General features: G+C 41.7%; 12 protein-coding genes. 11 read left to right on the forward strand and 1 reads right to left on the reverse strand.

What is annotated here, in order from left to right; genetic code table 11:
- Positions 1-171 precede the first annotated feature (171 nt).
- From ACDD58_RS13220 to trxA, 3 genes are all read left to right on the forward strand, one after another.
- Positions 172-1,329: a phosphopentomutase gene (locus ACDD58_RS13220; RefSeq protein WP_370777876.1), complete on the forward strand. Its 1,158-nt coding sequence runs from the start codon at positions 172-174 to the stop codon at positions 1,327-1,329.
- A gap of 24 nt (positions 1,330-1,353) precedes the next feature.
- Positions 1,354-2,943, forward strand: a complete 1,590-nt coding sequence (locus ACDD58_RS13225) for a peptide chain release factor 3 (RefSeq protein WP_370777877.1) — start codon at positions 1,354-1,356, stop codon at positions 2,941-2,943.
- A gap of 85 nt (positions 2,944-3,028) precedes the next feature.
- Positions 3,029-3,355 (forward strand): thioredoxin, encoded by a 327-nt coding sequence (trxA, locus tag ACDD58_RS13230; RefSeq protein WP_117919284.1) that lies wholly within the window; start codon positions 3,029-3,031, stop codon positions 3,353-3,355.
- Between the two features lie 101 nt (positions 3,356-3,456).
- Here trxA and ACDD58_RS13235 read toward each other — a convergent pair whose 3' ends face one another.
- On the reverse strand, positions 3,457-3,828 hold the full coding sequence (locus ACDD58_RS13235; RefSeq protein WP_370777879.1) for a DUF3783 domain-containing protein: 372 nt from the start codon (positions 3,826-3,828) through the stop codon (positions 3,457-3,459).
- Between the two features lie 1,220 nt (positions 3,829-5,048).
- Between ACDD58_RS13235 and ACDD58_RS13240 the strand changes: the two genes are divergently transcribed.
- The 8 genes from ACDD58_RS13240 to ACDD58_RS13275 all read left to right on the forward strand — a co-directional run bounded on the left by ACDD58_RS13240 (position 5,049) and on the right by ACDD58_RS13275 (position 13,845).
- On the forward strand, positions 5,049-5,819 hold the full coding sequence (locus tag ACDD58_RS13240) for an SDR family oxidoreductase (protein ID WP_118208953.1): 771 nt from the start codon (positions 5,049-5,051) through the stop codon (positions 5,817-5,819).
- 484 nt (positions 5,820-6,303) lie between these two features.
- Positions 6,304-6,663: a helix-turn-helix transcriptional regulator gene (locus ACDD58_RS13245; RefSeq protein WP_117922636.1), complete on the forward strand. Its 360-nt coding sequence runs from the start codon at positions 6,304-6,306 to the stop codon at positions 6,661-6,663.
- Positions 6,664-6,707: 44 nt separating this feature from the next.
- Positions 6,708-6,926, forward strand: coding sequence for a cation transporter (locus tag ACDD58_RS13250; protein ID WP_117922635.1), 219 nt, complete (start codon positions 6,708-6,710; stop codon positions 6,924-6,926).
- 236 nt (positions 6,927-7,162) lie between these two features.
- Positions 7,163-9,046 carry a heavy metal translocating P-type ATPase gene (locus ACDD58_RS13255; RefSeq protein WP_370777882.1) on the forward strand — a complete coding sequence of 628 codons (1,884 nt, stop codon included), beginning with the start codon at positions 7,163-7,165 and terminating at the stop codon, positions 9,044-9,046.
- Positions 9,047-9,222: 176 nt separating this feature from the next.
- Positions 9,223-9,555 carry a DUF6110 family protein gene (locus ACDD58_RS13260; protein ID WP_117922633.1) on the forward strand — a complete coding sequence of 111 codons (333 nt, stop codon included), beginning with the start codon at positions 9,223-9,225 and terminating at the stop codon, positions 9,553-9,555.
- 157 nt (positions 9,556-9,712) lie between these two features.
- The gene (locus ACDD58_RS13265) at positions 9,713-11,788 is read left to right on the forward strand and encodes a heavy metal translocating P-type ATPase (protein ID WP_118208951.1); all 2,076 of its coding nucleotides are present in this window, start codon (positions 9,713-9,715) and stop codon (positions 11,786-11,788) included.
- Between the two features lie 149 nt (positions 11,789-11,937).
- Positions 11,938-12,555, forward strand: coding sequence for a fibronectin type III domain-containing protein (locus ACDD58_RS13270; protein WP_370777884.1), 618 nt, complete (start codon positions 11,938-11,940; stop codon positions 12,553-12,555).
- A gap of 153 nt (positions 12,556-12,708) precedes the next feature.
- Entirely contained in the window at positions 12,709-13,845 is a 1,137-nt protein-coding gene (locus tag ACDD58_RS13275) for a hypothetical protein (protein WP_186899571.1), read from the forward strand.
- The last annotated feature ends 111 nt before the right edge of the window (positions 13,846-13,956 follow it).

The following is a 13,956-nucleotide window of genomic DNA, read 5'->3' on the forward strand; positions in this document are numbered from 1 at the left end:
TTTTAGTTACAGTTTATCCTAATAAGGATAGAAGAGAGTACATTGCATGAAATGGATTTGCACATGCAGGAATGGAGACTTTAGCGTGAAAAATACATTTTTCACACGCAAGATTTGTGCTTCACACAAACTTGTGATGCGCTTAAAAACAGCGCAAGAATGGAGATTAATATGAAAAGAGTATTTTTGATCGTACTTGACAGTGTTGGAATTGGAGAAATGCCGGATGCGGCAGATTACGGTGATGCTGGAAGCAATACCATAAGAGCAGCGGCATCCAGTCCGTATTTTTCCATGCCAAACATGAGAAAATTAGGATTTTTTAATATAGATGGAGTTAAGATCGGAGAGAAAGAAAAGAATCCCACCGGTTCCTTTGCAAGAATGACGGAGGTATCGAAGGGAAAAGATACGACCATCGGTCACTGGGAGATCGCGGGCATCATCTCAAACAGTCCGCTGCCGACTTACCCGAACGGATTTCCACAGGAAATCTTAGATGAGTTTACAAAGAGAACGGGCAGGGGAGTGCTTTGCAACAAACCGTATTCGGGAACGGATGTGATCCGTGATTACGGCGAAGAACACATGAAAACGGGAAAACTGATCGTATATACATCTGCGGATTCTGTATTTCAGGTGGCAGCACATGAAGATGTTGTCCCGGTAGAGACACTTTATGAATACTGTAAGATTGCAAGGGAGATATTGACCGGGGAAAATGGTGTGGGACGTGTGATCGCAAGACCGTTTGTCGGTACGCCGGGCAATTTCACAAGAACGGTAAGACGTCATGATTTTTCCCTGCAGCCGCCAAAGGTGACGATGTTAGATCAGTTGTGCGGACGTGGATATGACGTGCGTTCTGTGGGTAAGATCATTGATATTTTTGCAGAAAAAGGTATCAAAGAGTATGTGCGCACGACCGGAAATGAGGACGGGATCAATAAGACGATCGAATATATGAAACAGGATTTTGAGGGACTTTGTTTTACAAATCTTGTAGATTATGATATGCTCTACGGGCACCGCAATGATGTGGAAGGCTACGCAAAGGCACTGACTTATTTTGATGAGCGCCTGCCGGAGCTAATAGCTGCAATGAGAGATGAGGATATCTTAATGATCACGGCAGATCACGGATGTGATCCGAGTACGCCATCAACCGATCATTCCAGAGAATATACACCACTTGTAATGTATGGAAAACCGATCAGAGCGGGTGTTAATTACGGAACCAGAAGCTGCTTTTCGGATATTGCAGCAACCATTCTTGCTTATTTTGATATAGAGCCGGAATGTGCGGGAGAAGCGATCCCGATTTTATAAGGATTTTTGGAGGATAAAAAAGTTTTGGCTGATTTAAGAAAAGAGATAGAAAAAAGACGTACATTTGCAATCATTTCCCACCCGGATGCAGGTAAGACAACCCTGACAGAGAAGTTCCTGCTCTATGGAGGAGCGATCAATCTTGCCGGTTCTGTCAAGGGAAAGGCAACTGCACGCCATGCGGTATCTGACTGGATGGAGATCGAGAAGGAGAGAGGTATTTCCGTTACTTCTTCTGTGTTACAGTTCAATTATGACGGCTACTGCATCAATATTCTGGACACACCGGGACATCAGGACTTCTCGGAGGATACCTACCGTACGTTGATGGCTGCGGATTCTGCAGTCATGGTCATTGATGGATCAAAGGGTGTCGAGGCACAGACGAGAAAATTATTTAAGGTCTGCGTGATGCGTCACATCCCGATTTTTACTTTTATCAATAAAATGGACCGCGATGCGAATGATACGTTTGATCTGTTAGACGAGATTGAAAAAGAACTTGGGATCGCAACCTGTCCGGTCAACTGGCCGATCGGTTCCGGAAAGAATTTTAAGGGTGTATATGACCGTAATACAAAAGAGGTCATGACGTTCTCCGACACGTTAAAGGGAACAAAAGAGGGAACCGAAAAGCATATTGCAGTGGATGATCCTGCACTGATCGAGGAGATCGGACAGGACGCATACGATAAGCTGATGGAGGAGATCGAGCTTCTCGATGGGGCAAGTGCAGAGTTTGATATGGATCTTGTAACAAAAGGACAACTCTCCCCGGTATTTTTCGGATCTGCATTGACCAACTTTGGTGTGGAGACATTTTTACAGCATTTCTTAAAAATGACATATTCCCCGCTGCCGCGTAAGGCTGATATTGGGGAGATCGATCCGTTTGATGAGCATTTTTCCGCATTTGTATTTAAGATACAGGCAAACATGAATAAGGCGCACCGTGACCGTATCGCATTTATGCGTATCTGTTCCGGAAAATTTACCGCCGGTATGGAGGTTACGCATGTACAGGGAGGCAATAAAAAGATCAAACTGTCACAGCCGCAGCAGATGATGGCACAGGAGCGTCATATCGTGGATGAGGCATATGCGGGGGATATCATCGGTGTGTTCGATCCGGGCATTTTTTCAATTGGAGATACGCTTACCACAGCAAAACCGTTCCAGTTTGAAGGAATCCCTACCTTTGCACCGGAACATTTTGCAAGAGTGCGTCAGGTAGATACCATGAAACGTAAACAGTTCATGAAAGGTATGCAGCAGATCGCACAGGAAGGTGCAATCCAGATTTTTCAGGAATACAATATGGGTATGGAGGAAGTCATTGTCGGCGTTGTTGGTGTCCTTCAGTTTGATGTTTTAAAATACCGTCTGGAAAATGAATACAATGTAGAGATCCGTATGGACAACCTGCCATATGAGCATATCCGCTGGATCGAGAATGAGGATATTGATATGGACAGGCTTGTCGGAACTTCGGACATGAAGAAGATTCAGGACTTAAAAGGCAGACCGCTACTCCTGTTTGTCAACTCCTGGAGTGTCGGTATGGTGCTTGACCGTAATGAGGGACTGGTTCTTTCTGAGTTTGGACGTGAGTAAAAGGAAAGGTCTGGCTGACCAAATCTGTAATACGAGTATTGTCAGTATTATGTGAATTTAAACATCAGGAAAAGGAAAACAGAAAATGGCAGTTATCACAATTACAAAAGATAATTTTGAAAATGAAGTACTTGGTGCGAAACTCCCGGTTGTACTTGATTTCTGGGCAGAGTGGTGTGCACCGTGCAAGATGCAGTCTCCGGTGATCGAAGCGCTTGCAGAAGAATTAGATGGCAAAGTCATCTTCGGCAAGGTCAATGTTGATGAGGAAGCTGCGCTGGCATTGAAATATCAGATCATGAGCATTCCGACACTGGTTGTCATGAAATACGGACTGTTCCAGAACCGTGCAGTCGGGCTGCAGACAAGAGAAGAAATCATGGATATGATCGCACAGATCAAAGAAGATTAGCGATTATTTGCATCAGGCATAGCCATGCGAAACCCATTAGTTTATGAATGCTGCCATTATCAGGGCATTCATAAACTGAAAAATGAGTTTTGTTTCCGGACTTATGCCTTATTTTTTTGGTAAGTAGCTTTCTCTGCCTGCATTTCCAGATACAACCGCATTACATTCCATTTCCGGTTTGTCGGGGTTAGAACAGCTTTATAATCAATGGTAACCTGATCTCTGCGGAGCGCAAGCAGAAGTTTATCCATCTTCTTCTCTGGAAAATCACAGAATACGATCAGGCTTTCTGATGGAACTTCCCCGGGAAAAGGGTTTAACAGAGGGGACGAGGTCTTATTTACGATCATTTCTAATGTTTTTAAATAATCAGTGGCAGGAACTAACTCTATCCGGATTTTCAAAGCCCCTGCTATTTGCTTTAATTTCTTTAAATTATCATCATCTAAATGAAATACCAGTAATTTTTCCATACATAACTCCGTTTCAAATTTATAGGACAGGCATATTATAAAATTTTTTGTGCGGGGTGTAAACAACTTTTGATAGTGTGATTTCAATCTATCTTACAAATGCTGGTTTGTTTATGAAATAAATCATCTCCCCAAATGGTGTATCGTAGGCTTGTGAGTGGCATCTTGCGCAAAGCCGGAGTAATTTTGGTTCTGTTGTCCGAAAATAAGAAAAGTCTAGGTATGCCTGAATTAGATTTTCTCGGAGTGACGTGAACGGCAACAACGAGTCATCCATGACTCGATGCTGCCTTGTTCTGCCATCCGTGGCAGAACATCACTGTATGTAGACAGGCACACCAAGATTTTCTAATTTTCTCCCAAAGTCACAAAATCAGCTCCAGCTTTGCGCAAGATGCCCACCTCCAGGTTGTGAACACCATTTGGGTGGGCGGTTCATCTCAAAATGGGGGTGCGGGTGTGAATTTTTGATATTCGCACGAATGAGAATATGCTTAAAATTCTAATGTGCTGTATCATTAATATTTAGCCTGATGACTTTCCAAAATTTTCAGCTGCTGCATTGTATTACATGAAATTTTTCGTAAATTGCCAGATTAATAACGCAGAATATTTTTTCAAATGTGTATGGCAATAAATATGGGCATAGTGGTATATATCGAGGTTTTTGCCAGCGTTATCAAACAAATAATAAATTATTGAATATAGTTATTTGGAAATCTTTTTTTAATCAGATTCAGACACAAAACACTAAAAATTTACGCCCCCAAGGTTGTAAAATGAGTTTTCCGGCGAAGGGTGGTTCACAACTTAGTGGCTGGCAAATCGCATCAAGCCAGGATTCGTTTTGTGACTTTGGGAGAAAATTAGGCAATCTTAGTCTGCCTGTCCGTAACACAGTGTTGTGCTGCCACGGACGGCAGCACAAGTCTTAATGCCCCCCGGACGGGGCGTTTAAGACGCACACGTCACTCCGCCACAACCTATACCAGGCAGCCTTAGATTGACTTATTTTCGTACAACGGAACAAAACGAGTCCTGGCTTGATGCAATTTGCCAATCGAAAACCCCCGGAACCACCCTACACGAGGAAACTCATATCACCCACAAACCAGCATTTATCGGGGAGCCCATAATGTATTGGAAAATGAAACAAAAAAGCTGTATAGAAGAAAAAATGTTGTTATAATTAATAGAAAAAGCAGAAAGGAACATGATCTATGAAAATAGCAATTATAACAGGAGCTTCAAGCGGACTTGGCAGTGAATTTGTAAGACAGATCAGCAGAAAGGAAAAATTAGGTGAAATATGGGTGATCGCGCGCAGAAAAGGACGCCTGACTGCATTACAAAAAGAAAGTCAGACACATCTTAGAATCATTACCGGGGATCTGACAAAGCCAGAGACGCTGCGGGAGATAGAGGCAATGCTCTGGAAGGAGAAGCCGGATGTGCGCATATTAGTCAATGCGGCAGGGTATGGAAAGATCGGTTCCTGGCGGGATATCAAAAGAAGCGATGTGGATGGCATGATCGATTTGAACTGTAAGGCTGCTGTTGCCATGACGCAGATCACACTGCCTTTTATGAAACGTGGGGCACGTATTTTACAGATCTGCTCGACAGCAGCGTTTCAGCCTTTCCCATATCTTAGTGTTTATGCGGCAACAAAAGCATTTTTATACCGTTATAGCAGGGCACTGCGTGTAGAACTTTATGGAACAGGAATCCGTGTGACTGCCGTCTGCCCATACTGGATCAAAGATACAGAGTTTATCGGCAGGGCAAAAAAGAGCAGTGACAGTTCTTACATCCGAAGTTTCCCACTTGCTTCCCGTCAGAAAAATGTAGTACATCATGCATTATCAGATGCGAAACTTGGACTCGCGGTATCCACACCGGGTATCGTCTGCACTCTGCACCGGGCAGCCGCAAAAATAATCCCGGCAGATCTGATGATGGGTATGTGGGCTCTGATACGGAGAATATAAACATAATTTACAATAATGAACGCATTGCATTTTTTTTCTAAGAGGTGCTATATTAAGAATAAAAATAGGAGCAATCGCCCACAAGTGGTTGATCTATTAATGGATTAGTAGAAAGCCACCCAGTAACCGCCAAGTATACGAGGGTGGTTTTTTGCTATGTAAAAATAGCTATTTGCAGAACGTAAAAATAAACGTCAGCAATGCCAGAAGGAAAAGACCAAACTGCATCAAAACCCGAAAATCAAAATGATTTTTCTTCATTGGCACCACCTCCATTCATGTGAATAGAGGTCAACACACCCAGTAACACGATGCTCTGTTTCTATATTTGTATATTAAGATAAGTACATTTTTTATACAATCTATATATATTTTAAAATTACCGTTTATCCCCTTGACAAATCCACATATCGGTATTATCATAAACATATGAACAGATAAGAATATGTTCAAATGATAATGTGAACGACCGGAGGTGTAGAATTTGGCAATAAACGATGTACCATGCTGTGAGGCATATGAAGTCCATGAAGATAAGATCAAAGCGGCAAGTGAACAGATGCCGGACGAGGATGAATTATATGATCTTGCCGAACTGTTTAAGGTATTCGGAGATTCCACGAGAATCCGGATTCTGTTCGTACTGTTTCAGTCTGAGATGTGTGTATGTGATCTGGCGCAGTCGCTGAACATGAACCAGTCGGCAATTTCACATCAGCTTAAGATTTTAAAACAGGCAAAGCTTGTGACCGGACGACGTGAAGGAAAGTCCGTGATCTATTCACTGGCAGATGAACATGTAAGGACTATCATTGACCAGGGAAGAGAACATATCGAAGAGTAAGTAAAAACAAAATTCATATTAAAAAGAAAATGGAGGAAGAGGTAATGAAAAAGAAATTCAAACTTGAGGATCTTGACTGTGCAAACTGCGCAGCAAAAATGGAAGAGGCAATCAAAAAAATCGAAGGTGTTAACGACGCAAGTGTCAGTTTCATGACACAGAAAATGATGGTAGATGCTGTAGATGACAAATTTGATGACATCATGAAAGAAGTAGTAAAAGTCTGCGCAAAGGTTGAACCGGACTGCAAGATCTTACTGTAAGAAAAATCCAAATAAAACAATAACATAGTTGTGTGTGACAATCGGTCTCATACAGGAAAAGCCCGGTTATGCAAAAGGAGTGCTGCACATGAACATATATCTGCGCAAAATAAAAAGACGCAGGAGAAAAGATATCAGGCAGCACGTTGTATGAAATACATGCATACCGGGCTTACAAAAAAGAAAACATATGAATACATGAACATATGAAATAAAAGTAGAAAAGAGGAAACGATATGACATCAAAACAGAAAAAAATGCTGTACCGTATTATCACTGCATTTGTGCTGTTTGTAGTGTTAATGGTTTTAGAACATACCGGAGTATTAGAGCAGTTACCGGGTCAGTGGCTTGTATTTCTGATCTATCTGATCCCATATCTGGTGATTGGTTATGACATTGTCTTTAAGGCGGTAAGAAACATCAGTCACGGACAGGTGTTTGATGAAAACTTCCTGATGATGGTCGCAACCTTTGGTGCATTTGGTGTAAAAGAATACTCGGAAGCAGTTGCAGTTATGCTGTTTTATCAGGTTGGAGAGCTGTTCCAGAATTATGCGGTCGGCAAATCCAGACAGTCTATTTCTGATATGATGAATATCTGTCCGGAGTATGCAAATATAGAGGAAGATGGCGTGTTAACGCAGGTAGATCCGGATGATGTGGAAGTGGGAAGCATCATTGTTGTAAAACCGGGCGAGCGTATCCCGCTTGATGGAATCGTGACAGAGGGAACATCCATGATCGATACAGCTGCACTGACCGGTGAATCTGTACCACGCAGGGCAACCGTCGGTGATGAGATCATCAGCGGTTGTGTGAATGGAAGCAGCACGATCAAAGTAAAAGTAACAAAAGCATTCGAAGATTCTACGGTAGCCCGTATTTTAGAACTGGTAGAGAATGCAAGCAGCAAAAAAGCAAAAGTGGAGAACTTTATCACCAGATTTGCAAAATACTATACACCGGTTGTTACCATCGGTGCAGTGATTTTAGCAATCTTACCTCCGCTGATCTTAGGCGGCGGCTGGGCAGACTGGATACAGAGAGCATGTATCTTCCTTGTTATTTCCTGCCCATGTGCACTTGTTATTTCCGTTCCGCTTGGTTTCTTTGGTGGAATTGGTGCTTCCTCTAAGATTGGTATTTTAGTAAAAGGAAGCAACTATTTAGAGGCAGTTGCCGAGATGACAACGATCGTTTTTGATAAGACCGGTACGCTGACAAAAGGTGAATTTAAAGTTTCTGAAGTCCTGCCATCTGCAGAGAAAAATAACACGATCGGAAAAGAAGAATTATTGGAGATCGCAGCCTACGGTGAAGGGTATTCCAACCATCCGATTGCAAACTCGATCCGTGAAGCATACGGAAAAACGCTTTCCATGGAGCGTGTTACAGATACGGAGGAGATCGCCGGACACGGTATCCATACATTTATTGATGGCAGGGAAGTATACCTTGGTAATGCAAAACTGATGGAGGCGCAGAATATCGCCTACACGGAAAACAAGACTGCCGGAACAGTTGTCTATGTGGCATGTAACAATGTATTTGCCGGAAGTATCGTAATTTCAGATACAGTCAAAGAAGGCAGTAAAAATGCAATCGCTGATATGAAAAAGGTCGGTGTGAAAAAGACGGTAATGCTGACTGGAGACAGACAGGCGGCGGCAGATGCTGTTGCAGCAGAACTTGGCATTGATGAAGTGCATGCAGAACTGCTCCCGGCAGATAAAGTTGGAGAAGTGGAGAAGTTATTAGGTTCACAGAATGAAAAAGAACGGCTTGCGTTCGTCGGAGATGGTATCAATGACGCACCGGTACTCACGAGGGCAGATATCGGAATTGCCATGGGAAGCATGGGATCGGATGCAGCGATCGAGGCAGCGGATATTGTGCTTATGGATGATGATATCCGAAAAATCGCATCACTCGTTAAAATTGCAAGAAAGACACTTGGCATTGTAAAACAGAATATTGTATTTGCACTTGCCATCAAGGCCTTGGTATTATTATTAGGTGCCCTTGGTATGGCAAATATGTGGGAAGCAGTATTCGCAGATGTCGGAGTTTCTGTGATCGCAATTTTAAACTCCATGCGTACGCTGAATATAAAATAGAAAATGAAAGATAAAACATGAAACATGAAAAAGACGACAAATGATAAAATTTCTCATTTGCCGTTTTTTAGTTGAAAATGGAAAAATGAGGGTATATAATCGTTAAAATGTTACAGAGAGGGCAGTCGGTTAATGACAGCCAATACAAATAATTTAATCCACAGGAGGTACATAAGATGTTAGATTGTTTTAAAGCAATTAACTGGAAAAAAACAGGTATTTTTGCAGCAGGAGTATTATTTGGAACCGCAGGTGTCAAAGTTCTCTCAAGCAAGGATGCTAAGAAAGTTTACACAAACTGTACAGCAGCAGTACTTCGTGCAAAGGAGTGTGTAATGAACACAGTTACAACTGTTCAGGAGAATGCCGGTGATATCTACGAGGAGGCTAAGAGTATCAACGAGGAGCGTGCCGCAGCAGCAGAGGCAGCAGCTTTCGCAGATGAAGCAGAGAAAGCCGCAGAAACAGAGGACAGTGCAGCCGAGAACGAGGCAGCTGTTGAAGAATAAGGTGTAAAACAAGTAGTCCTGAGAGGATTTCTTCATATAAATAAATGAGGATGAAAATATAAAAGCAGTGGCTTACTTATACCGCGACAGGAAGCACCGGGAGAAAATCCTCAGGTGCTTCCTTTTTTAGAGACAGTCTGGAAATGGAGTGAGAAATATGAAGTTTGTCATCAAACATGAGATCAAAGGGCGTATGCGTATCCATGTGTCCCAGTACAGGATGAGTTGTGGACAGGCAGATACGCTTCTTTATTTTTTACACAGCAATAAATATGTGACGTTTGCAAAAGTTTATGAGCGAACCGGGGATGCGGTAATCTCTTATATTGGAGATCGTGCAGAGATAATCCGTACATTACAGCAGTTTTCTTATGAAAAAGTGGATGTTCCCGCAGGTGTGATCGAAAATTCCGGCCGTGAATTAAATGCGAAATATCAGGAGAAACTGATCGAAAAAGTTGTCTGCCGTTATGCAAGTAAAATGTTTCTGCCATATCCGGTACGGGCATGTGTCACGACGTTCAAATCCGTAAAATATATATGGAAAGGTTTACAGTGCTTATGGCACCGGAAGATTGAAGTGCCGGTACTCGATGCAACTGCGATCGGGGTATCGGTTTTCAGAAATGATATTGAGACAGCCGGCTCGGTTATGTTCTTACTTGGCATAGGAGAACTCTTAGAAGAGTGGACGCATAAGAAATCCGTGGATGATCTGGCGCGTACGATGTCCTTAAATGTAGGAAAAGTCTGGTTAAAGCGCGAAGATCAGGAAGTACTCGTAACAACTTCAGAAATCCGTCCGGGAGATGAAGTTGTGGTTCATATGGGAAATGTCATCCCATTTGACGGAGTGGTAAGCGATGGTGAGGCGATGGTCAACCAGGCATCCTTAACCGGAGAATCTGTTCCGGTCCGGAGGGTAAAAGAAAATTCTGTTTATGCAGGAACAGTGGTAGAAGAAGGAGAACTTACAGTTCTTGTGAAAGAAGTCGGTGGTTCCAGCCGTTTTGAGAAGATCGTTACCATGATCGAGGAGTCTGAAAAATTAAAATCTGCACTGGAAGGAAAAGCAGAGCATCTTGCAGACAAACTGGTGCCATATTCACTGGGCGGTACAGCATTAACATATCTTCTGACCAGAAATGTAAATAAGGCAATATCTGTACTGATGGTTGATTTTTCCTGTGCGTTAAAGCTGGCAATGCCAATTTCCGTATTGTCAGCGATCCGTGAGGCAAGTCTATATCATGTGACCGTCAAGGGTGGCAAGTACTTAGAAGCAGTTGCGGATGCAGACACGATCGTTTTTGATAAGACAGGAACACTCACAAAGGCGCAGCCGACCGTTGTTGACGTCGTATCCTTTAACGGTGCAGATTCGGATGAGTTACTGCGTATCGCAGCATGTTTAGAGGAACATTTTCCTCATTCCATGGCAAAAGCTGTTGTGGATGCAGCACAGCAGAAACATCTGCTGCATGAGGAAATGCACACCAAAGTGGAGTATATCGTAGCACACGGTATATCAACAACGATCGATGGAAAACGTGCAGTGATCGGAAGCAGCCATTTTGTCTTTGAGGATGAAAACTGTACGATTCCGGAAGAAAAGCAGGATCTGTTTGACTCATTGCCAAAAGAATATTCACATCTGTATCTTGCTATCGAAGGAAAACTGGCAGGTGTGATCTGTATCGAAGATCCGCTTCGTGAGGAGGCAGAGGCAGTTGTCAATTCCTTAAAGCGTGCCGGTATCACAAAGGTTGTTATGATGACAGGAGACAGCGAACGTACCGCAGCAGCAATCGCAAAGCGTGTCGGTGTGGACGAGTATTATTCCGAAGTACTGCCGGAAGATAAAGCTGGATTTATTGAGAAAGAAAAAGCAGCCGGAAGAAAAGTGATCATGATCGGTGATGGAATCAATGATTCCCCGGCACTTTCCGCTGCAAACGTTGGTATTGCGATCAGTGATGGTGCAGAGATTGCAAGAGAGATCGCAGATATCACGGTTGGCTCGGATGATCTTTACCAGATCGTAACATTAAAACTATTATCGGACAGCCTGATGAAACGTATCCGCGGCAATTACCGCTTTATCGTAAGTTTCAATCTTGGATTGATCCTTGGAGGTGTAGCAGGAATTTTACAGCCGACTACATCAGCATTACTGCATAATACATCAACACTTTTGATCAGTTTAAAGAGCATGCAGAATCTGCTGGATTAGCAAAGAAAGGATGCGTATAATTCATTTAGCTGGAGCGTATATCTGACTGGTGGACAGTATTATTTGAAAATTGTTACTGGTGATGATATTACTTTGACTGTATCGAAGAATAATCTGAAAGAAAGTTTTACAGAGAAAAAAATAATGATATGATCGATACTGCAAATGCCATTGATCTGAAAAAGAAGTACAAAGGCGTGATGGCAGCGAATGACAGCATTGATTATTTCAGATTTAAGGTGCCGGCAAAGGGCAAAATTATTTTTAATGCGTTAAATTCTACCGATAATACATTGAAATATCTGTTTTATGATAAAAATTATAATCAGGTTTATAATTTTGAACTTTCTGACGGACGTAAAACAACAGAGACATTTGAACTTGCAGCAGGTAATTATTATCTTGCGGTGACACAGCGTACGGAAGGGTATGGCATCGGCAGTTACAACTTTACTTTGGATTATGCCGCAAGTGCGCCAGCTAAGCCGTCTGTTACCAGCGTAAAAAATGCATCTGGCAAAAAGATGGTTGTAAAATGGAAGAAAGTAAAAGGCATCAGTGGTTACGAGTTACAGTATGCAACGAGTTCTAATTTCAAAAAAGGACTGGTAAAGAAAAATATTTCTTCTGGCAAGACATCTGCAACTTATACAAAACTGAAAAAAAATAAAACCTACTATGTAAGAATGCGCTCTTATGTCAAGGTAAACGGCAAAAAGGTATATGGAAACTGGAGTGCAAAAAAGAGTGTTAAAATAAAAAAATAAGATCATAAAAATGGCTGCTTTCCTGTAAATGGGAGGCAGCATTTTTTTGCTTTATTGGTTTACAAGTGAACGAAAAAAGAATAAAATAAACCGTAAATTAAAATGAATGTGTAAGAATAACGGGATCATTCAGGCTGAAAATGGAGGCTTACAATGGAAATACAAAATGATCATAAGAAATCATTAAAGAAAATATGGATTTTGTCTGCAGGAATCATAGTAGTTCTGGCAATTGTGCTGTTTGCAGGGATAAAAAATGGATTTTTTTTAAGAAAGAGCGATAAGATTTTATATGCTATGTATCAAACGGTCAAGGATCAGCCACAGGTGGCAGACGGTTTGAATGGGGAAGATTATACCATTTCGATAGAAGGGCAGTGGAAGAAACAGAAGATACAGGCAGAGTATGCATCAGATTCTGCACAGAAGCAGTTAAGGGGAACGTTAGATCTTGATAAGCTGCAGGATTTGGAATTTGTAATGGTACTAAATGACAAGGAACTGAAAGCACAGTTTCCGTCACTGAGTTCGAAAGTATTTACATATGATTATAACAGTAACAAACAAAGCGGATATATCGCAAAAAAGATCGGTTCACAGAATCTGGAACGTTTTAATACGGTTCTGGCAGGATTATATGGTGGAAAAGAACAAAAAGAGATTGGAAAAGATATATTAAAAGAAGCACGGAAAGAATTTAATAAAATTAAGATCAATAAAATCGAAAAACAGGAATTTGAAATTGACGGTCAGAAAAAAGATTGTGTGGGCTATCAGTTTGTGATCAGCAGTGATAATGTACAAAATGTGTTAGATGCCGCAGAGAAAGCTGCGAAGAAAAAATATGGAGATGGGACAAAAATATCAGAAGATCCTGCCGGGAAAATATTTATGGCGGTTTATGACAAAGTATCAGCAGCGGGGGAGATGGAATGTAAGGTATATTTATTCCGGAATAAGCTGGCTGCGATCGCTGTAAATTATGAAATTGATGGAAATAGGCAGAATATGGAAATTTTATTTTCAGGCGGTGACTTCCGGATGCAGAACATGAAAATCACATATTTAAAGGGAGAAGAGACACACTCTGTCTGGACTGCTATTACAGGAAACCCTGCAGCGGGGGACGGAACACTCACATTTGAATCCGATGATGAAGATGGTCTGAATGGTAGAATTTCCGTGAAAAAGGGCAGTGAAATGACAGACATTACGGGGGAAGAATGTGATCTTATGGGATTGAATGGATTTGAATTGTTAGGATTATTTGGTGAGTTTGCTGGATTTTGAACTGTTATTTTTTCAATAAGATGCAAAAAATCAAAGTGTTTCTCAATAAAAACATGCGAAGTACTTGAATTTCCATACAGATAATATATAATGTCTAAGATGGTTAAAAAG

Source organism: Roseburia sp. (genome assembly GCF_041325975.1).
Lineage (GTDB): Bacteria > Bacillota > Clostridia > Lachnospirales > Lachnospiraceae > Roseburia > Roseburia rectibacter.